This is a genomic window from Neobacillus vireti (genome assembly GCF_001026695.1).
Classification (GTDB): domain Bacteria; phylum Bacillota; class Bacilli; order Bacillales; family Cytobacillaceae; genus Neobacillus; species Neobacillus vireti.
The window spans coordinates 282395-302501 of the sequence record NZ_LDNB01000017.1 but is presented as its reverse complement, the minus strand read 5'-3'; the positions used below and the strand labels follow the sequence as shown (position 1 = coordinate 302501).

Genomic DNA, 20107 nt, shown 5'->3' with positions numbered 1-20107 from the left:
CTTAATTCTACATTAAATACTGCTAATACTCTATTAGTTTTGCATAATATTGGTTATAAAACAGAAAAGCAGGCCGATTTTTCTGGCCTGCTTTCTTGAACTACTTATATGGTTAAATCTTTTTCTATTGCCATCAATCTTTCCTTTACCTCTTCTTCGCTTAAACCATGTTCGGCGATATAACGGTTCCGAGGGTGTACTCTGCATTCATGAGAACAGCTGCGTAAATGTTTATGTTCGTTTTCTTCTGAACAGAGAATTTTTTTATTACATGCCGGATTGGCACAATTCACATAACGCTCGCATGGTTCACCTGTAAAATAGTCTTTCCCGACAATTACGTGCTCTTTACGATTTACCGGTACGCTGATGCGCTCATCAAACACATAAAGCTGTCCATCCCATAATTCACCTTGAACTTCGGGATCTTTTCCATAGGTGACAATCCCGCCTTCAAGCTGTGACACATCTTCAAAGCCCTCTTGAAGAAGCCAGCCTGAAAATTTTTCACAGCGGATCCCTCCGGTGCAATACGTGAGAATCTTTTTGCCTTCGAAATCCTGTTTATTTTCTCGAATCCAGTCTGGCAAATCGCGGAAGTTCAGAATATCCGGTCTGACGGCACCGCGAAAATGGCCCAAATCATATTCATAATCATTACGGGCATCGATTACCACCGTGTCTTCATTCTGCATTTCCTCGAAAAATTCTTTAGGTTTCAAATGCTTGCCTGTTACAACATTCGGATCAACGTCATCTTCCAAACGTAAAGTAACAAGTTCAGGTCTGAAACGCACTCGCATTTTTTTGAAGGCATGCCCTGATGCTTCATCTATTTTAAAAATCGTACCAGCAAACAGAGGATGCTCCTCCATATATTTCATATACGCGTCCGTCTGCTCGATGGTGCCTGACACCGTACCATTAATTCCTTCAGACGCAATGATGATTCGACCCTTTAAGCCGAAATCATTACATACTTGAAGATGTTCTTTCGAAAGTTCTTCCGGATTCTCGATTTCGACGTATTTATAATACAATAACACTCTATATTCTTGATTCATAATGATCACTTACACCTCTTAATTAATGATTAACCTATTTACTATATCAAAAATCCTGACTACTGCACAAATTTTTTCTTTCAGGGGCCTTATTTCCCACCTTAGAGGTTGATATTACCAACCCATCCTCGCCGTTTTTTCTGATACAATTTTTATTAGGAAGACGATTGTGGAGGAATTCTACTTATGAACAAACGTAATCTCCTCCTTGCCTTGGTAATTATTATTACCTTCATTGGAGGAATTTTAACAGGAGTTTTATATTCTACTAATAATGATTCAAAATCATTTAATATAGTAAACGCACCTAAATCAGCACTTATGCCCGAAGAAAAAGCATTGCCAGAAACCGAAAAAGAACAGTCAAAAGCTCTTATCACTTATGTACAGGATTTCCGCGACCCAAACGGAATTGATTATGCCAAACTAACACATGTTATTTTCTCCTTTGCCCATCCGACTAAAGAAGGCGGTATTTTGCTTAATGGCGATCCTGCCTTAAAAAACTTACGGGCGATTGTTGCAAATGCGAAGAAATATCAGACAAAGGTGATCCTTGGTGTTGGCGGATGGTTCCACATAAACGGGGGCGAATCGTATCCTTATTTTAAGGCGGCGATTTCTAATCCTGCCTCGCGGGAAAAGCTTGTTCAGGAACTTACTAGTTTTGCAGACCGTGAGAACGTAGACGGCGTTGATATTGACTTTGAACATCCACGCAATCAAGAAGATGCTGCAAACTTAGCCGCTTTCACTAAAGAGCTAGGCGAACAGCTTCATCTTAAAAACAAGGAATTATCGGTTGCCGTTTATGCAAAAATTCATGCAGTCACCTTGACCGAAACTAATTTTGTTAATTATGAAACAGCCATGTTTCAACATGTTGATCATGTAAACATCATGGCCTATGATGGTCAGTGGGATGACGGCTATCACGCCGCTAATTTATCTCCCTATCCCTACACAAAGAAAATTGTAGGCTACTGGGCAAATTATTTTGAGACAAACCACCTCTCTAAAGAAAAGCTCGTTTTGGGTGTTCCGCTTTATGCTCAACCGGAGAATCCAAACATAAAACAGGTCTCTTATGAAGCAATCATCAACAATAATCCCGAAAATGCCGCCAACGATACAGTAAAAATGAATGGAACGACCTATTATTATAATGGTGATGCAACCATGAAAAAGAAAACAAAATTGGCACTTAATCATGGCTTCGGCGGGATGATGCTTTGGGAAGCAGGGCTTGATGCAAAAGGAGCACACAGTCTAACTGGAACTATTTCTGCGGAACTGAAAAATTCTAGTAATGATCCGATTAAATATTATAGTGCAAAGAAAAATAAATAAAAAAAGGCTGCCTTCTCAAAATTTTGGAGAAGGCAGCCTTTTTTATACTTGTACCATTTTTTACGTAAATTTCTATAAAACTATCAATCTCGATGGTGCCTGACACCAAATTGTAATAAATTATGGCATTTGTCGTATATTTTTCCAAAGTTTTTAAAGGATTTTGTCGTAAAAAAGAGAATCAAGTATAGGAGTTTAAAAAAAGGAGGAAAACAGATGAAGAAATTTTTAACAGTATTATGTGGAGGCTTAATTGCATTATCGTTGTTCGTGACTACAGGGAATACCGCAAAGGCTGCGGAACCAACCGATCCATCCACAGTCACCGAACCTGACGATTGTGGATGCCACGACGTTACACCACTTTTTGGAGCTGAAAGAAATAAAATTGTAGCAAAAATTATTAGCGGAAATGAATTTAAGACAGCTGAAAAAAATCTTAACAAAGATGGGTTTAAATGGAATGGCGCAAATTCTATCGAAGTACTGAAGCATAATCAAGCGGGAATGATCATCGTTGGAGTTCCTTTTACGAATAAAAATGGAAATGTAATAATGGCTGTTTTTTTTGATGGGAAATTTATGGGCAACGAACCAGCGGATTCAAACTAAATACGAAAATTCCCAACCTTACGCGGTTGGGAATTTTTTTAGGCAGGACATGGTCGCTCAAAAAAGGAAACTAGACAATCTGTTCATCACTATTATCCATATTCAAAAAGGCTCTTTTATTTGGTATTTGCGTTAAGTTTGATTTTTTTAGAAGATAGGACAAATGTTCAATGGGCATTGAACCATGGCCTTTACCCTCTCCAAGTGTGAACTGAACCGTAATTCCATTGTAAGCAATCACCGTAAGCGATTCAGCGGAGTTAAAATTTCCCTGGACCCCTTGAGAAATTTGATATTTCGTTCCTTCTTCAATTTGCATTACGTCTCTCCTTTAATGATATTCTCCCTAACAGTATGCCATAAGCCACCTAATACATACATAATTTTTCCAATTGGAAAAATGGTAAAATTTCAAAAAAAAGAGAGGTATATCCCCCCTCATTCTTCAACAACTTACTCGTCCTCATCCATCATTTCATCAAACGCCGCCGATACTTTGTCAAATTCCTCATCGCTTTCTATCGCGGAAAAATCTCCATCTTCATCGACCTTTAGAAAGAAGATATCAATATCTTCATCCGTTTCTTGTTGTACGTCTTCCGCAAAACCAACTGCGACGTAGTCAGACCCTTCAATCGTCATTACTCCTAGTACTTCAACCTCTTGTTCTTGGTCATTTTCATCGCTGATAGTAAAAATTTCGCCTACTTCAATTTTAGTCATGGTAGTAGTTCCCTCCTATTTTTTAAATCTTCCTTCAAACAGTATCTCTTAAAATTAGAAATTAATCCACATTCAACGTAATTTATTATCTAGCAAAGAAAAAAATCTGTTTCAAGTCAAAACTTCCCGTAATATAATCCCAAGCGAGATGCCAATGAACATCGAAGTAAGTGTGCCGAGCAAGAAATACTCTGCCCAATCCCGGTCATCCATTTGTTTAAACCTGGCAATTGATTTTGCTGCAACAATAAACCCGATGGCTGGGTAGGCACTGTAAAATGTCAACACTAAAACTAGCAATCTTTCAATATAACCGATTAATTTCCCGCGAGAAAGATCGTGTTTAGAAAATATGGTGTAATGAAATTCCTCGGTTAGTTCCTTTTTTCCGACATTTGAATGTGCAAACTGATCCTCATGTCTATTAGCTTTAAAAGCATATTTTCCTTCAAAGCTTAGCAGCTGGTTCGGCAGCGACCCTAAAAGAATCCTTATTAAATGTCCGCTAACACTAGTGGTAAGAATCACAATGATGAGGATAAACAAAACGGCATTTATCGGGCTTAACTTATGCCCTTCCTGGAAAACTTCGCTTATTTTTGATATCTCTAAACCAATAAAAAAATGACATGTAAGCAAAATCATCCCTAGATGGAGCAATTGATCCAATAGGAAAAAACTAAGCCGCTTCATGTTCTCTTCGTTTGTAATTTTAATCGTATCAAGCAGTTTGATTTTTATGAAGTCAATCAGAAAATGAGAAAAAACAATAAAAACCAAAGGGAAAAGGAAATAATTAAGGGTATTTAATCGGGTATAGTGAAAAATCAAATAGCCGCTAAGAACCAACGCCGTCATTAAAAAATGATGAGCCAAATGCTTCTTAAGGTTTTTATACTTTTCCCGCACCATATTATCTGTTTGCAAATAAAAATCAGCAATAAGATGGGCGAGAATGAGACTTAAAATAAGCATGGTTTCTCCTCTCTAGTTAATAAGCAGCAGGTTTATATTGTCCATCAAATGACTTCTAATCGAATCATGTAACCTCTCAGCTGTTTCCATTGGGTTACCCGCTATACCTTGAAAGCTGTTTTTTTGTAAGGAATTTAGTACATTAATCAATTCATGAAAGGTACGGAGGACTTCTTCGCTTTTTCCTTTTTTGAAATGACTCGAAATAGTAGGCGCTGTTTTGCCAAGCAGTTCCCCAACTGCTTTTTGCTGCTGCAATATGAGATAAAAGGAACATACGAGCTCCTGGATGTACGTTTGTTCTTTGATGAGAGTGTGCTGCAATTGCAGAATTGTGTTAAATAACGTCTCGAATTCATAGCGAAACTGGTTGTATAAAACAGGGATATTTCGATCACCTAAATAAAATTGGTCAAGCTCAAATTTAAAGGGGAGCCGATTTTGTTCTTGTTTCAACAAATCGTTCGCATATCGGGCCTGCTTAATCAACGGATGAATCCATGTCTCGATATCGACTTCGTCCAGTTCCCGATCGATATCCCCAAAAGACAAACCAAAATAAGGTTTGTGATTCCGATATTTCCAAAACCTGCTTACATAAAAAGCGATGATATAGGCTGTTGAATAGCCATTGCTGACGAAGATGATTTCATCACCAGCTCGATGCTTCACTTTTACTTGTCCGTGGTTTTTGGTCCAAATGGTGATCCATTTCACCATCTCATCTAGATAGACCGTAAGTTTATCTCCCATATCTTCGGCCGACGAATTACTGACATCTAATATAAAAATTGATATTGGATTATGCTTCGTTTTCACGCTTCGCTCACCCTAATTAGATTATTTAATCTAATTTTATAAAAGTTTGATTAAATAGTCAAACTTCATTCCAGTTCGATTATTTAGTGCAAATAACCTGATTGTTAAATGATTGTATAGTCTCTCCATTCGGGAGGCAAGAGCATTTGATACTGCATTTGGAGAAAGCGGTCGTCGACAAGGATAATTGCCCCATGATCCATTTCCGACCGAATCAATCTTCCCCCTGCTTGCAAGACCTTGTTCATCCCAGGGTACACATAAGCATAATCAAAGCCATTCTTGTCCTTTTTATAAAAATGATCCTTGATAAGGTTGCGTTCAAAACAAAGCTGTGGCAGCCCAACTCCAACCACGACAACTCCATTTAATCGATCTCCAATTAAGTCTACTCCTTCAGAAAAAATCCCGCCAAGAACAGCAAATCCGAGTAGGGTTTCTTTTTGATCAGGCATAAACGCCGCCAAAAATGCCTCTCTCTCTGCTTCTGTCATCCCGGTCGATTGAATGATTGTTTGCGTTTCTTCATCTGATAGTTTGAATTGTTCATAAACGGACAGTAAATATTGATAGGACGGGAAAAATATCAAATAATTCCCCGGCCGGTTTTTAATTAACGATTTTATCATCGTTACCATCGAGTCCTTCGTTTGTTCCCGATCCCTATAGCGAGTGGACAATGGTTTAATAAAGACATCGACTTGTTCAATTGAAAATGGCGACGGGATGGAGAGCGCATAATCCTCCTCATTCCCGCCGAGTATATCTTGATAATACGGTAATGGAGAGAGTGTTGCTGAGAAGAACACCTTTGAGCGGTACCCTTTCCCCATTTGCTTAAGCAGCTTTGAGGGATCGATGCAAAACAGCTTAAGCACCAAATCGTTTTTATTTTTCTCCGCGTAAATGACATAGTGCTCATCAAGAAGCTCGGAGATTTTCAAAAAATTATTCACCATGAAGTAGGGTTCTACTAGACTTTGAGAGCTATTTGTTAGAAGTTGCTGCTCTGTATCCTCTACAAATTGAAAAAGCTGTTCTAAAAACGCTTCATCCAGCTGCTCTAAGATAAATTCATTCTTGTCGGCATTTGCTTTTTTCAAAGAAATGAATGAGGAATTTAACTTGCTTGCAGCCCCATATATCACTTTGTTGACACCCTTAAAGTCTTTTTTCAATTGGAGAAACATTTCTTTGTTTAATGAGGATGAGAACATCTCCCGGCCGCGGTCAACGAGATTATGAGCCTCATCGACCAATAATACGGTTGACTTCTTTTGTTCTTCAAACAATCGCTTAAGCGATACCCTCGGGTCGAAAATATAATTGTAATCGCAAATAATGGCATCAACGGCATAGGCAAGGTCAAGCGAAAATTCAAACGGGCAGACAGTATGCTTACGGGCATAGGCTTCGATTACCTCACGGGTCATCCCGTTTTCATTTGATAAAATATCAAGAATTGCGTCATTAACTCGGTCATAATACCCATCCGCGAACTCGCAGTAATCCTTTTGACAATTCGTTTCTTCCTTGAAACAAACCTTGTCCTTTGCTGTAATTGTGACCGTGTTCATACAAAGACCGCCTGTACGCATCCGGGAGAATGCCTCCTCTGCCGTCGTTCGAGTAATTGTTTTGGCAGTCAGGTAGAAAACACGGTTTAGGGGGCCTTCCCCTATTGCCTTCACTGCTGGGAAAAGAGTGGAAATTGTCTTGCCGATTCCTGTTGGCGCTTTAGCAAACAGATTTTTTTTATCTACAATCGTTTTATAAACAGCTCCAGCTAGTTTCCGCTGGCCTTCACGATACGTTTTAAACGGGAAAGTTAATTCTTTACAACTTTCATTTCGTTCGAGTCGATGCTCATGCTGCAGCTTGGCATAAGGGGCGTAGCCTTCAATCACCTCAAATACAAATGTCTCTAGTTCCGATAATGTGCAGTTCTTTTGATAATATCTTTTTGCTTCTGTTTCCACATGGACATAGGTTAGCTGGACAAGGATTTCCGTTAGAGCGTTTGCTTTTGCATACATATAGGCATAAAATTTTGCCTGCGCCCAATGAACAAGGTAACCTTCCCCTTCGATTTGCTCGAGTGGCTGCGAGAACGACTTTATCTCATCGACCATCACCCTGCCATCTCGAAATAAAAGCCCATCGCATCTGCCATCAATAAGGAAGGTAAGACCATCATAAGCAATTTCAGCTCGAAGATAAACTTCCTTTTGATCCCCCTCTTGATACGTTTTTTGGATTTTCTGATGTATCCTTGTCCCATCTAGAAGCGTCGCTTGGGAGCGGAAACGGGAATCAATACTGCCGCTCCGGAACACATGTTCAACAAGAGTTCTTACGGAAATATGAATATCATCTGACATTTGAACACCAACCTGCTATACGAGAATGTATGTTTGTATATTTAAGTATAACAGAAAGCAAAAAAATAAGCGCCTATTCAGCGCTAAACAAAAATTTTATGAGCGAATTTGCCCAGTTCCCTGTACAATCGCTTTTGTGGTCGTTAAAGCCTTCAATCCCATTGGCCCGCGGGCATGCAGCTTTTGGGTACTGATGCCAATTTCTGCACCATAGCCAAATTGTTCGCCATCGGTGAAACGAGTCGAGGCATTATGATAAAGCACAGCCGCATCCACTGCCTTGAAAAATAACCGCACATTTTCAGTATCTTCACTAATAATCGCTTCAGAGTGTTTTGTTCCATATTGGTCGATATGTTCAATGGCTTCTTTCACATCGCTCACGAGTTTTACTGCTAAAATCGGTGCAAGAAATTCCGTGTGCCAATCTTCCACTGTTGCTGTTGCGACAAAAGAAAAGCCGGAGACTAATTCTTCACTCCCCCGCAATTCAACCCCTTGATCATGAAGGGACTGTAACAGGTCTGATAAATAGGGCCATTTTTCGTGAATTAGCAACGTTTCTGCTGCATTACAGACAGATGGCCGATGTAACTTCGCATTTAGGGCAATACCAATCCCCATTTTGTGTTGCGCTGTTTCATCAATAAAAACATGACAGTTGCCAACGCCAGTTTCTAACACGGGAACAGTGGCATTTTTGATGACCGATTGAATCAACCCTGCCCCGCCCCGAGGGATGAGCACATCTAAGTATTCGTTTAATTTAAACATTTCCGCCGCTGTTTCGCGGCGCGTATCCTCCAATAGCTGGACGGCATCCGCTGGAATTGCCGTTCCTGCAAGCGCCCCACGCATGACATGAACAAGTGCTTTATTGGAATGTATCGCTGAGGAGCTGCCTCTTAAAAGCACTGCATTTCCCGCTTTCAAACAAAGGCTTCCGGCATCCACCGTAACATTGGGCCGGGCTTCGTACACCATTCCAATAACCCCAAGCGGGACCCGAACAGTTTCAATTTGCAAGCCGTTTGGCCGCTCCCATGCCTCGATGGTTTCACCAATTGGATCCTCCAAATCTATTAACTGGCGAACTCCATCAACAATCTGGTCAATTCTTTCCTCCGATAAAAGCAAGCGGTCTAACAGTGGAACAGGTAATCCCTTTTCCTTTCCAGCTGCAAGATCCTTGGCATTTTCGCTTAAAATCCATTCTTTCTCAGTCATTAATCGGTCCGCCATTTTCGCTAACGCATCGTTTTTTTCATCAGCTGAAAGCATCGCCATCTGTTTTGCTGCTTTTTTTAATTTTCTAGCCTTTTCGAGTAACTCACTCATCCCACTTTCACTCCTTTGGCATGGTGACCCAATTATCACGATGGATCACTTCTGCTTTTTTGTTAATCGAATATCCCTTCGACTGTTCACTTGGTAAGCCTTTTACCAGTAATAAATCCTTAGAAGAATAATAAATCTGCCCTTTTCCGACGGTTTTCCCGTTTTGGTTTCGGACCACAACAACATCCAGTGCGTTAAACTCACCAATTACCTTCGTAACACCAACGGGCAGCAAACTTTTCCCTTGGAAAAGAATGGCTTTCTCTGCCCCCTCGTCGATTTCTATCACTCCGCCGACTTGGGAGTGATAGGCAATCCATTGCTTTCTCATTTGCATTTGTGTTTGGAATGGGCCGCCTATATACGTCCCATCCCCTTTTCCAGCTAAAATATCGGCCAGTTTTTCCTTGCCAACTCCAGTGCCGACAAAGACGCTGACACCAAGTGATAATGCCTTTTTTGCTGCCAATAACTTCGACTTCATACCGCCTGTGCCAATGGATGAACCACTTTCACCTGCAACTCCGAGCAGATTTTCAGAAACCTCGGGAATAAAATGATATTTTTTTGCCTCTTTTGAAACTTTTGGATTTCCATCATAAAGCCCATTAATATCCGTTAAAATAATTAGCGCATCGGCATGCAGAAATCCACTCACAAGTGCAGACAGTAAATCATTGTCACCGAAGGTCAATTCTTCAATCGCCACGGAATCATTTTCATTAATGATTGGGATTACACCTTTTTGTAGCAGCTCGGTCATTGTATTAAATAAATTATGAAACCGAACTTGGCTGTAAAAGTCTTCGCGGGTTAATAAAATTTGAGCAGGTACGATAGCAAACTCTTTAAACAGCTGAAGATAATTCTGCATTAATAGCCCTTGCCCGACAGCCGCGGCCGCTTGTTTCCCGGCAGTACTTTTTGGACGAGTTGGATAACCAAGGGCTCCAAATCCTGCCGCAACTGCTCCAGACGAAATAACGATCAATTCATGACCCTGTGCTTTTAAAAACGCAAGTGCCTCAACATGGTCGCGCATCTTCTCTTCAGAAATCGTCCCCAATACATTTGTAAGTGAGCTGCTCCCAATCTTTACAACCACCAGCTGTTTTTTCATCTCAGTTCGAACCTTTCTTTAAAAAAATAAAAAACGATTCTTCTGTCCTATAAAAAAGGACGGAAAAATCGTTTCCGCGGTACCACCTTAATTGATGACGAGCACAGCGCTCACACCCACTTTGAACCCATAACGCAGGCAGGCGTCTCATGTTTACATAAGCGGCGTGTGAGGGCAGGTTCAAGCTTTTTTCCGTGAGAAACCTTCCAGCCTGTGGGTTTCACTCTCTATCATGTTCCAAAGGTTTACTAGTCCCATACCATTTTCTATTTCAATTTATTTGATTATCCATAGAAATGGCGAAAAAGTCAATAGAATTTTTTGAAAATTTCTACAAAAAAGAGAACCAATCAGGTTCCCTAATCTGCACTTTCTCGGTTATTGATTCGCTTTTTTCACCCATTCAGCAACCGAAACTGTCCGTTTAGCTTGGTGTTTAACCGTTGCTTCCACATCTTCAATCATTTTTCCATCTTGCCCCACTGTAACACTTGTTCCGTAAGGATTACCCCCAGACCCGTAAATTACCGGATCAGTGTAACCTGGTGCTGCTACGATCGCTCCCCAATGGTACATGGAGGTATAAAGCGATAAAATCGTTGCCTCTTGGCCGCCATGAGGATTTTGCGCTGAGGACATCGCACTCACCACTTTATTGACTGTCTTACCGTGAAACCAAAGCCCGCCACAAGTATCGAGGAATTGCTTCATTTGTGCAGGCATATTCCCAAATCTGGTCGGAACACTGAAAATAATGGCATCAGCCCACTCTATATCCTCTAATTTTACCTCAGGCACATGTGCGGTGGCTTCAACATGTGCTTTCCAGCCTGGATTACCCTCAATCACAGATTGCGGTGCAAGTTCAGGCACTTTTAATACCTTTACTTCTGCCCCCACTTCTTTTGCCCCTTCTTCGGCCCACTTTGATAGCTGATAGTTCGTTCCACCCATGCTGTAATATATGACAGCTAATTTAACGTTTGTCATCATCCATGTCTCCTTTTTATTGAAATTGCCATGTGCCATTTGTTTTACGACTAACAAATTTAACGTTCCCTATTCTTATGTTTTTATTCCCTAATAAAAAAGGTGGAAAACCTTAATGGATTCCCACCAAAAGAGTTGAAATAGCATAGTAAATCCCGCAATTCCTACTCTTTGATTAAAAATTGACCTAAAAAATGTTCTGAAGCCTTTTCCGAATCAAGTCTTGCTGCGATAAATGGTGGTTGAATTCCTTTTGCTCCTTCCACTGGCAATCCCAGCCAGAGCAGCCGGCGGTCGATGATTATAAAGGGAAACGACAAGTTTTCATCCAGCCGATAATCTGGCTGAAGCTCGAACCATTCTTCCCCGGAAATCACTGTTAATTTCACGAGTTTGTCCCGATTGGTTAACTTCTCCTTCCATTGCGGTGGGAGCGCAGTTTGCGATGGTAAAGAGATGACAATCGATGATCTCGCCCCCGCTATATCCCGGAACACTTTTTCAAGCTTTAAAGCATGCAACCATTGCAATCTTGGATGCTGATGCTTAATCCAGGTCCCGATTTCTCTCGTTCGAACTGTTTGCCGATGCTTCTCTTGGTGTTCTACTAGTTGTCTAAGAGTTTTGTCATGATAGACATGCTTACGAATATATGATTGATTGCTGACATGAATAAACTTTCCTTTTGTCCTCGTTATCGCGACATTAATCAATCGTTCGCTATCTTTACCAGTTAAAAGCATACCAGCACGGGCTTGCGGTTCACCATCGACGGTATCAAACACCATGACATCGCGCTCGCTGCCTTGGAATCTATGAACTGTCGCCGCAATAATATCAGTTGTTAACCTCTCGTTTTCATATAAATCTTCGAGTAACAGCTCCATTAGATTGGCTTGGGCACGGTAAGGTGTCACATAGCCAATCGATCTTACCCCTGCCAAGTACGATTCATGGATGATTTGAAACGACAATAACACCTGCCAAAAATTCATTCTCGACTTCGACGTCCGTTCAGTCATACAATGGACACCAGTATTGCTTGTATCGACAAGAATTGACGCCTGGCCGGAAAACGGTGCTTTTTCAACAATTTCATTTCTGCTCTTTAGAACACTCTGATGATCACCTACAAGCTTATTGTAGACATATTGATTGGTGAAAGCTGAGATATCCGGATGCATTCTCCGTTGTTCTTTTAATAAAAATAAATGCGGATGCAGCTTTCCGTTATTTACCCAGTCAACAACACCCGCCCGGTGAAAAATGTCCTCCTTCAGCCACATCGTGACCAACGAATCTCTTGAAGAGGCAATCGGCGGTAATTGTTTAAAGTCACCGCAAATAATAACGCGTTTCCCAAGTGATGCAGCGAATGCAGCCTGGGGCACATAAGCCATGCTTGCTTCATCAAGGATTACAATATCAAATTCCTTTTCATAGATTGCCGGGTCGCTCGCTGCTTTAGCGAGCGTTGATCCGACAACAAACGCATCCTTCACAAACTGAATTTCCTTTTGGCGAATTTTTTCGAGGACTCTAGCAATTTTCGTCTCAAGCTCCAGCAAATGATCCGTGTCTCGTTTACTGAACGAACGGGATAAATCCTGCTTTAGCTTCCGTCTTTCGTCTAATAAAATTTCCTTGTCCTTAGCGAGATGGGGATCCTGTTTCTCTAATAACTGGATAGTAGTAATCGCTTCATGATTTGCCAACTGCTCTCCTGTATTAGATCCATAACGAAGAACATCCCCTTCACAGAAGCTGTTTTTCTTTTTAATAAAGGAAGAAATTTCAGCGATGAGGACATCAACCGCTTGGTTGCTGTGCGATAAAACCAAGACCCGCTTTTCCTGAAAATATTTATTTGCCGCAGCCCGCGCTAATGTGTAAGTTTTTCCTGTTCCAGGCGGCCCCCACACAAAGGTAACAGGATTGTATTTTGAACGTAAAACTAATTCATGAACATTGCTTTTTATTTTCTCAACCGGATGCTTTGCTGGCATCGAAGGATCCATCAATTTTTTTACCCTTAAGCGTTTTTGTTTGTTTTTTTTGATTTCATCTAATCGTTGGATGAGTTGTTCAAGCAGTTCCCATGGATCGTGAAACAGAAATGCCTCGGGGATTAAGTCTCCGTATGATTTCTCGAGGGCAAGCATCACGCCTTTGCCTTCTGATGAGAGCACGCGTCCACTTTGTTTCATGCTCCCCCATTCAAGACGAATCGAAGATCCAACTGGAATTCGTAATGGATAAGCGGTATCAAAATAATAGGTAAACGATCCTTCACTCGATAATAATCTTCCATTTGAAACAATGAATTTGTTACTGCCGTATTTTTTTAAATGGGTAATTTCATTTTGCAGTGCCTGCTGCCATTCTTTTATGTATGTAACTGTACTTGTCATGAATCTCTTCCTTTAATTTTGGACCGGTCAACCTTATCTGGAATAACCATTTTACTGATTGTCCTATCATATCATTTTTAGGTAGAAAATAAAAAAGCACACGTTCCAATAAAGAACGAATGCTTTTGCCGATAAATTAAATGGACACATCTCCAATTGAGAAGCTGCAGTTCAACGCTTCCGAAATCTTCGCTAACGTTGAAACCTGTACATCCAGCTCGCCATCCTCAATTGCTGCGATTGTTTCTGTGTGCAATCCTGATAAAGACGCTAATATTTCTATTTCCATTTCACGGTTTAATCTAATTTTCTTTAGTTGATGTCCAATATTGTTCATTCGAAACACCCCTTATGTATGTAAACGATTACATTTAATCTATTTAATTATAGTAAAATATCTAAAAATTTTCAATACTTTTTAGATTAAGAGGAAGGAGTTTTTCAACTGGCAGCAACAACGAGATGAAAAACTCCAACTTGAACATTTCAACTTTAAAATTAATACCCGGTACCTTGCCCGCCAGTAATAATTGCAATACTAGAGCTTGCACCAATTCTTGTTGCACCAGCTTGAATCAATTTTCTAGCGGTATCTAAATCTCTGACACACGCAGAAGCCTTCACACCTAAATCCGGACCAACTGCTTCCCGCATAAGCTTAATATCTTCAGCTGTTGCACAGCCAGGTCCAAAACCGGTGGATGTTTTCACAAAATCGGCGCCTGCCATCTTAGCAAGAATACAAGCTTTTTTCTTTTCTTCAATTTCTAAAAGGCCCGTTTCAATGATTACTTTTACAGGTGCATGACCTTTTGCCGCTAATACAACACCTTCAATGTCCTTTTTCACTGTTTCGAAGTCGCCTGATTTAAGCGCACCGATGTTAATGACCATGTCGATTTCCGTCGCGCCATTTGCAATCGCATCGCGGGTTTCAGCGGTTTTTACAAATGTGCTCGTTGCCCCTAATGGAAAGCCGACAACCGTGGTAACGCCGACACCAGAACCTTTAAGTTCCTTCGCAGCTGTGGACACCCAATATGGATTAACACAGACAGTGGCAAATTTATGTTCCTTCGCTTCTTCACAAAGCTTTACGATTTGGTCTTTGGATGCTTCCGGCTTTAATAACGTATGGTCAATCATCCGCGCAACGGATGGACCAGTAATAATATTGGACGCAGAACCTTCTTTATAGGTCACGTTCCCGGAAACAGCTGGTTTCGCTTCCTTCAATGCTTGTTTATTTGTTAATTGTTCCATAATTTGATTCGTAATTTGTTCAACTAATGCCTCAATTTGCACCCTTGTTCACCTCACATTAATATAGTCGATCAACGATTCCGGCAATGACTGCATCAAAAGAGCCTTTCGGGTCTTCTAGGATGTCCCGTGCCGATCCACCTTCTTCAAGGATTAGCACATAGTCGCCAACGCCTGCTTGAAAGCGGTCAAAGGCAATCATCGCGTCACCGCATTCATTGCCTTTTGCATCAACAGGGATGACAACCATCAGTTTTTTATTCTGATGACTCGGTGTTTTAATCGTTGATACGACATTCCCAACCACTTTTGCTAGTTTCATTATTTTGCTGCAGGTAGAATCTTCTCGATATCTGAGTGTGGTCTAGGGATAACATGAACGGATAAAAACTCGCCAACACGCTGCGCTGCATCAGCACCAGCCTCCGTTGCTGCTTTAACGGCACCAACATCACCGCGTACCATTACCGTAACCAAGCCGCCGCCAACATTCACTTTTCCGAGTAGTGTCACGTTTGCTGCTTTCGTCATGGCATCTGCTGCTTCAATTGCTCCTACTAACCCTTTTGTTTCAATCATTCCTAATGCGTTGCTCATTTATTTTTCCTCCATTCGTTTCGTCACGTTATAATAGTCGATAATTCCGAGAATCCCAGCATCTGACGGGACTAAATCTTTGTTAAGCGGCAGAGACGACTCTCTGCTTTTTGCTAAGTAAACGAGGTCGCCTTCTCCAGACTGTCCAATCGTATCGATAGCCACAAGTGGTTTGCCTTTTTCTTTCAACCCGTCATCGACTGGTTGGACAATAAGAAGCTTTAAACCCTTTAAATTGTCATTTTTATGGGTACAAACCATATTGCCAATCACTTTGGCTACAAACATTGAAAAAACCTGCCTTTACCGGTGTAAAAACCGGCTTTCGATTTCCATTATTTTTGTCACACGGCGGTCATGACGACCGCCGGCAAATTCGGTTTCCAGCCATGTCTTCACTAATTGCTTGGCTAATCCCTCGCCAATAAATTGACCGCCAATCGATAGCACATTAGCGTTATTATGCTCTTTGCTGTTAATAACAGAGGATAAGTCCCAGCAGACTGCGCCGCGCACACCCGGTATCTTATTCAAGACCATCCCGCTGCCAATGCCGACACCATCAATCATGATGCCAACATAGTCAGCATTCGTCGCAACCGTTTCACCTACTAAAAAGGCAATATCGGGATAATCTACTGATTCGTTTGCCTTACAGCCAAAATCTAAATATTCATAGCCTAATTCAGTTAAATAGAGTTTTAAGGTTTCTTTAAGTTCGTATCCACCATGATCGCAACCTATCGCAACTTTTTTCATGAATTTTGTTCTCCTTTGGCAAATACCTTGATCATTCCATCAAAAGATTTAGCCTTCAAGCTAGCGCCGCCAACGAGCAGGCCGTCGATATCCGGCATCCTGCTATATTCGGCTGCATTACTTTCATTTGCCGAACCGCCATATAGGATCGAGACACTCTCTGCTTTTTCACCTAAAATTTGTTTCAAAACAGATCGGATATAGGCGTGTGTTTGCTGCGCTAATTCAGCAGTAGCTGACTGCCCAGTTCCAATCGCCCAAACTGGCTCATAGGCAATGATAAAATGACTGGAATCAATCTTATTCAAGGCACCGAAAAGCTGTTTAGCTAAAACCACTTCGGTCTGTAATGCGTTTTTTTGTTCTAACGTCTCTCCGATGCAAATAATCGGAGTAAGACCAGCCATAATCGACTGTTTTACTTTCATATTGACCAATGAATCATCTTCACCGGCATATTGTCTTCTTTCGGAATGGCCAATAATGACGTATTCACAGCCGACATCCTTCAACATCTCAGTCGATGTTTCTCCGGTGTATGCACCATTGTCGGCCCAATGTACATTTTGCCCGCCTAAGTGAACCGGCTTCCCTGACTGTTTAATAAAAAGATGGGCCGGGTAAAGCAGCTGTGCCGGGGGGCAAACGACCACAGTCACATCATTACTGCTATTGATTTCTTGAAAAAATTCAGCTGTTTCCGCCAGCGTTTTGTTCATTTTCCAATTCGCAATCACATATGTCTGCCGGTCACCTTGGATTTGCAGACCGCCTAAAGTTTGGCCAATTACATCTCTGACAAGGTTTTTGATATAGCTTTCAATGGATTGTTCCATTTGAATTCACCTTATTCTGCTTTCGGTAAAATACCTTCTACATCGCCGTTTGGACGTGGTATCACGTGTACAGATAGAAGTGTGCCAACGCGCTGTGCCGCATCTGCTCCTGCTTCTGTTGCTGCTTTAACGGCACCAACATCCCCACGCACCATAACCGTAACAAGACCGGCACCCACTAATTCCCTGCCTACTAACGTAACATTTGCCGCTTTCACCATTGCATCTGCTGCCTCAATTGCTGCTACCAAACCTTTTGTTTCGATCATTCCTAATGCTTCTTGACTCATTTTATTTCCTCCTTTAGTAACTTCTAATTTTGGTGTTGTCGCTTTTGTTTCTTGTGAAGTGACGGTTTTTTCTTCTTTCGACTTTGCCAATTAACACACCCCACTAAATAATTCTAAATCCATCTACTAAAACGCAGCGGCGCTGGCGTGTAAATGTTTTTGCACTTGTTAAGCCTTCACCAGTCGGACCTGCAATTGTAAGCGTTGTGAAGCCTTCACTTTCAAAGCCAAGACCAGCAACAGATGGTCCATTTTTCACAAAAATAGTCGCTTGGATTTCTTGTGCCATCTTAGTTAAGTTGGTGATATTTTGCGAGTGCATGATCGCCGTATGACGATTTCCTTTTTCAGCTATGACGGCCAATTCAATTGCTTTATCCACGTCAGGAACTCGGACGATTGGTAAGATTGGCATTAACATTTCAGTCATCACCAATGGGTGATCTTTTGTGGTCTCAGCAATAATTAACTTCACATTCGGACTTACTTGAATGCCGGCTGCTTGCAAAATCACCGAGGCATCCTTGCCGATAAAGTCTCTGTTCGGATAAAACTTATCATTTTTCTTCACTAACACTTTTTCCAATAATTTTTCAAATTGGAAGCCTTTGAGTTCTATCGCTCCGTTTTTGACCATTTCTGCCTTTAAAGCGTTTGCAGCCTTATCAACAACGAAGACTTCTTTCTCAGCGGTACATAAGACGTTGTTATCAAAGCTTGCACCTTGGACAATATGAGCCGCCGCTTGTGAAATGATCGCTGTTTCATCTACCACCACTGGTGGATTTCCAGGACCTGCAGCAATTACTTTTTTACCAACAGCCATCGCTGCCTTGACAACAGGTCCCCCGCCTGTGACAACAAGTGCATTTACTTTAGGATGGTTCATCACTTGTGCCGAGGTTTCAAGATTCGGTGCGGCTACAGAGGTAAGGGCGTTTTCAGGCCCGCCTGCAGCGACAATCGCTTGGTTTAGCAGCTTTAATGTTTTCAGCGACACCCGTTTGGCGCTTGGGTGCGGGTTGTAAACCACAGTATTCCCGGCGGCAATCAGCGAAATCGAGTTATTAATAACAGTTGCTGCCGGATTTGTTGATGGTGTTATCGAGCCAAATACACCGATAGGGGCATATTCTACAAGTGTTAAACCATCATCCCCGGAATAGGATGTACTGACTAAATCTTCGACTCCTGGTGTTTTGTTGGCAGCTAAAAGGATTTTAGCCACCTTGTCCTCCACCCGCCCTAAGCCGGTTTCGTCAACGGCGAGCTGTGCCAGCTCATTTGCTTGAGCGCAGCTGACTTCTCTCATGTTGTCAATCATTTGCCTTCTCGAGGCCAATGGGAGCTTGCGCAGCTTTTCCCAAGCAACTCTTGCTGCTGCGGCAGCTTCATCGACTGTTGCGAACACGCCGTCGCCTAAGCTGACATCATTTTGTGGCGCAATAGGAGCACCGGCTGCTTCAGTCTGGCCTAGTTGCTTTAGCACCTGTTCAACCATTTTTTTGATATCGGTTTCATTTATTTGCAAAATTAGTTACCCCCTTTTTTAAAGGTTAAGGACCCTTTTATCTCAATCTGATCGACAATTCCCACGATTGCCGCATCAGCAGGCACACCGTTTGTAATTTCTGTTTGTCGTGCAGAACTTCCGCTGACGAGTAAAACGACTTCACCGACTCCTGCTCCAACAGTATCGATTGCGACGAGTGGTTTTCCGTCTTCTTCGATACTTCTCATATCAAGTGGTTGTACAATCAGAAGTTTCTTCCCTTTTAATTTCTCTGCTTTAGTGGTAGATACAATCGATCCTACCACTTTACAAATGATCATAGCGTCCCTCCTTTCGAGGAATCGACCTGCTTAATATCAATCTTTAATTCTCTCGCTAAGTCCTTTGCCGAAGGTGTCACCTTACTCCTAGCTGGAACAACTATTTCTCGTAATCCATCGCGATCAGCTTTTTCTACATGCTTCGCTAGGATGAGAGCTTGTTTTTCTTGGGAGACAATGTATTGGTCTTCAACCGTTTGTGCAAGCTTCTTTAACGGCACCCACTTCACATCATCTGCTTGAATCTGCCGAATGTATGACTGCAGGCGTGCCTGGACAGAATGCGGCGCATAGATTTGCTGATACACATTCGGTTCGACATCATCGTTTGCGATAACAATGGGCTTACCAACTAATTGATATTGAATCGCTAACCACACCGCTATTTCATCATCGATTGTTAAGGCAAGCTTCGATACCAATTGATAGGATGCAGCAGGGACAACAAGAACGGCTGATTTTTCCATTAAGGCAAGCAATTCTTGTTGTGAAGTCTCTTCTAATAAAACATATGACTTTCCGCTCAATTTAGTAGTTGCTTCGAGCCAATCCTTTGATAAAATTAACGTCACCTCGTAAGAATTCACTAACGGGGTAACCGCTTCCAATATTTCCGCTGGATTAGGAGATTGGTAACCTAAAAGTATAGCAATCGGTTGTCCTTTTTTCACTTGCGACTTTTCCTTTAAGTAGGTCTCGACAACTTGCTGGACGAGCATTTTAACCTGTGATTTAATATCCACCAG

23 protein-coding genes are annotated in these 20107 nt (G+C 41.6%); 2 read left to right on the top strand and 21 right to left on the bottom strand.

Annotation, left to right across the window (positions count from 1 at the left end):
• Positions 1 to 104: 104 nt before the first annotated feature.
• Positions 105 to 1064 carry an oxygen-dependent tRNA uridine(34) hydroxylase TrhO gene (gene trhO / locus AA980_RS21605; RefSeq protein ID WP_024027988.1) on the bottom strand — a complete coding sequence of 320 codons (960 nt, stop codon included), beginning with the start codon at positions 1062 to 1064 and terminating at the stop codon, positions 105 to 107.
• A gap of 186 nt (positions 1065 to 1250) precedes the next feature.
• Between trhO and AA980_RS21600 the strand changes: the two genes are divergently transcribed.
• Both AA980_RS21600 and AA980_RS21595 read left to right on the top strand, forming a co-directional pair.
• Complete coding sequence (locus tag AA980_RS21600) at positions 1251 to 2414, top strand: glycoside hydrolase family 18 protein (RefSeq protein ID WP_024027989.1); 1164 nt, start codon at positions 1251 to 1253, stop codon at positions 2412 to 2414.
• Between the two features lie 216 nt (positions 2415 to 2630).
• Positions 2631 to 3026 (top strand): hypothetical protein, encoded by a 396-nt coding sequence (locus tag AA980_RS21595; RefSeq protein WP_024027990.1) that lies wholly within the window; start codon positions 2631 to 2633, stop codon positions 3024 to 3026.
• A gap of 70 nt (positions 3027 to 3096) precedes the next feature.
• On the opposite strand, the gene AA980_RS21590 is transcribed toward AA980_RS21595, so the two are convergent.
• The 20 genes from AA980_RS21590 to AA980_RS21495 form a co-directional block, all read right to left on the bottom strand.
• Positions 3097 to 3345, bottom strand: a complete 249-nt coding sequence (locus AA980_RS21590; RefSeq protein WP_024027991.1) for a hypothetical protein — start codon at positions 3343 to 3345, stop codon at positions 3097 to 3099.
• Positions 3346 to 3479: 134 nt separating this feature from the next.
• Complete coding sequence (locus AA980_RS21585) at positions 3480 to 3749, bottom strand: DUF1292 domain-containing protein (protein ID WP_024027992.1); 270 nt, start codon at positions 3747 to 3749, stop codon at positions 3480 to 3482.
• Positions 3750 to 3860: 111 nt separating this feature from the next.
• Positions 3861 to 4724 (bottom strand): DUF3307 domain-containing protein, encoded by an 864-nt coding sequence (locus AA980_RS21580; protein ID WP_024027993.1) that lies wholly within the window; start codon positions 4722 to 4724, stop codon positions 3861 to 3863.
• 12 nt (positions 4725 to 4736) lie between these two features.
• The gene (locus tag AA980_RS21575) at positions 4737 to 5543 is read right to left on the bottom strand and encodes a hypothetical protein (protein WP_024027994.1); all 807 of its coding nucleotides are present in this window, start codon (positions 5541 to 5543) and stop codon (positions 4737 to 4739) included.
• A 104-nt stretch (positions 5544 to 5647) separates the two neighbouring features.
• A complete protein-coding gene (locus AA980_RS21570; protein WP_024027995.1) occupies positions 5648 to 7924 on the bottom strand; it encodes an ATP-dependent DNA helicase in 2277 nt (758 codons plus the stop codon).
• A gap of 96 nt (positions 7925 to 8020) precedes the next feature.
• The gene (locus tag AA980_RS21565) at positions 8021 to 9262 is read right to left on the bottom strand and encodes a glutamate-5-semialdehyde dehydrogenase (RefSeq protein ID WP_024027996.1); all 1242 of its coding nucleotides are present in this window, start codon (positions 9260 to 9262) and stop codon (positions 8021 to 8023) included.
• A 7-nt stretch (positions 9263 to 9269) separates the two neighbouring features.
• Positions 9270 to 10382: a glutamate 5-kinase gene (proB, locus tag AA980_RS21560; RefSeq protein WP_024027997.1), complete on the bottom strand. Its 1113-nt coding sequence runs from the start codon at positions 10380 to 10382 to the stop codon at positions 9270 to 9272.
• Positions 10383 to 10760: 378 nt separating this feature from the next.
• A complete protein-coding gene (gene wrbA / locus AA980_RS21555; protein ID WP_024027998.1) occupies positions 10761 to 11372 on the bottom strand; it encodes an NAD(P)H:quinone oxidoreductase in 612 nt (203 codons plus the stop codon).
• Between the two features lie 164 nt (positions 11373 to 11536).
• The gene (locus tag AA980_RS21550; RefSeq protein WP_024027999.1) at positions 11537 to 13783 is read right to left on the bottom strand and encodes an AAA domain-containing protein; all 2247 of its coding nucleotides are present in this window, start codon (positions 13781 to 13783) and stop codon (positions 11537 to 11539) included.
• Positions 13784 to 13919: 136 nt separating this feature from the next.
• The gene (locus AA980_RS21545) at positions 13920 to 14120 is read right to left on the bottom strand and encodes a helix-turn-helix domain-containing protein (protein WP_024028000.1); all 201 of its coding nucleotides are present in this window, start codon (positions 14118 to 14120) and stop codon (positions 13920 to 13922) included.
• Between the two features lie 161 nt (positions 14121 to 14281).
• The gene (gene deoC, locus AA980_RS21540; RefSeq protein WP_034723861.1) at positions 14282 to 14929 is read right to left on the bottom strand and encodes a deoxyribose-phosphate aldolase; all 648 of its coding nucleotides are present in this window, start codon (positions 14927 to 14929) and stop codon (positions 14282 to 14284) included.
• A 175-nt stretch (positions 14930 to 15104) separates the two neighbouring features.
• Positions 15105 to 15368 (bottom strand): EutN/CcmL family microcompartment protein, encoded by a 264-nt coding sequence (locus AA980_RS21535; protein ID WP_024028002.1) that lies wholly within the window; start codon positions 15366 to 15368, stop codon positions 15105 to 15107.
• Positions 15368 to 15643 (bottom strand): BMC domain-containing protein, encoded by a 276-nt coding sequence (locus AA980_RS21530; protein WP_024028003.1) that lies wholly within the window; start codon positions 15641 to 15643, stop codon positions 15368 to 15370. Before AA980_RS21530 ends, AA980_RS21535 begins: the two co-directional genes overlap by 1 nt.
• Complete coding sequence (locus AA980_RS21525) at positions 15644 to 15931, bottom strand: EutN/CcmL family microcompartment protein (protein WP_024028004.1); 288 nt, start codon at positions 15929 to 15931, stop codon at positions 15644 to 15646.
• Positions 15932 to 15946: 15 nt separating this feature from the next.
• Entirely contained in the window at positions 15947 to 16402 is a 456-nt protein-coding gene (locus AA980_RS21520; protein WP_024028005.1) for an RpiB/LacA/LacB family sugar-phosphate isomerase, read from the bottom strand.
• Positions 16399 to 17238 carry a triose-phosphate isomerase gene (gene tpiA, locus AA980_RS21515; RefSeq protein ID WP_024028006.1) on the bottom strand — a complete coding sequence of 280 codons (840 nt, stop codon included), beginning with the start codon at positions 17236 to 17238 and terminating at the stop codon, positions 16399 to 16401. The genes AA980_RS21520 and tpiA overlap by 4 nt, the downstream gene beginning before the upstream one ends.
• Positions 17239 to 17249: 11 nt before the next feature.
• On the bottom strand, positions 17250 to 17528 hold the full coding sequence (locus AA980_RS21510) for a BMC domain-containing protein (protein ID WP_024028007.1): 279 nt from the start codon (positions 17526 to 17528) through the stop codon (positions 17250 to 17252).
• A gap of 103 nt (positions 17529 to 17631) precedes the next feature.
• On the bottom strand, positions 17632 to 19059 hold the full coding sequence (locus AA980_RS21505) for an aldehyde dehydrogenase family protein (protein ID WP_024028008.1): 1428 nt from the start codon (positions 19057 to 19059) through the stop codon (positions 17632 to 17634).
• 2 nt (positions 19060 to 19061) lie between these two features.
• On the bottom strand, positions 19062 to 19361 hold the full coding sequence (locus AA980_RS21500) for a EutN/CcmL family microcompartment protein (protein WP_024028009.1): 300 nt from the start codon (positions 19359 to 19361) through the stop codon (positions 19062 to 19064).
• Positions 19358 to 20104: a hypothetical protein gene (locus tag AA980_RS21495; protein WP_152681193.1), complete on the bottom strand. Its 747-nt coding sequence runs from the start codon at positions 20102 to 20104 to the stop codon at positions 19358 to 19360. The genes AA980_RS21500 and AA980_RS21495 overlap by 4 nt, the downstream gene beginning before the upstream one ends.
• Between the last annotated feature and the right edge of the window lie 3 nt (positions 20105 to 20107).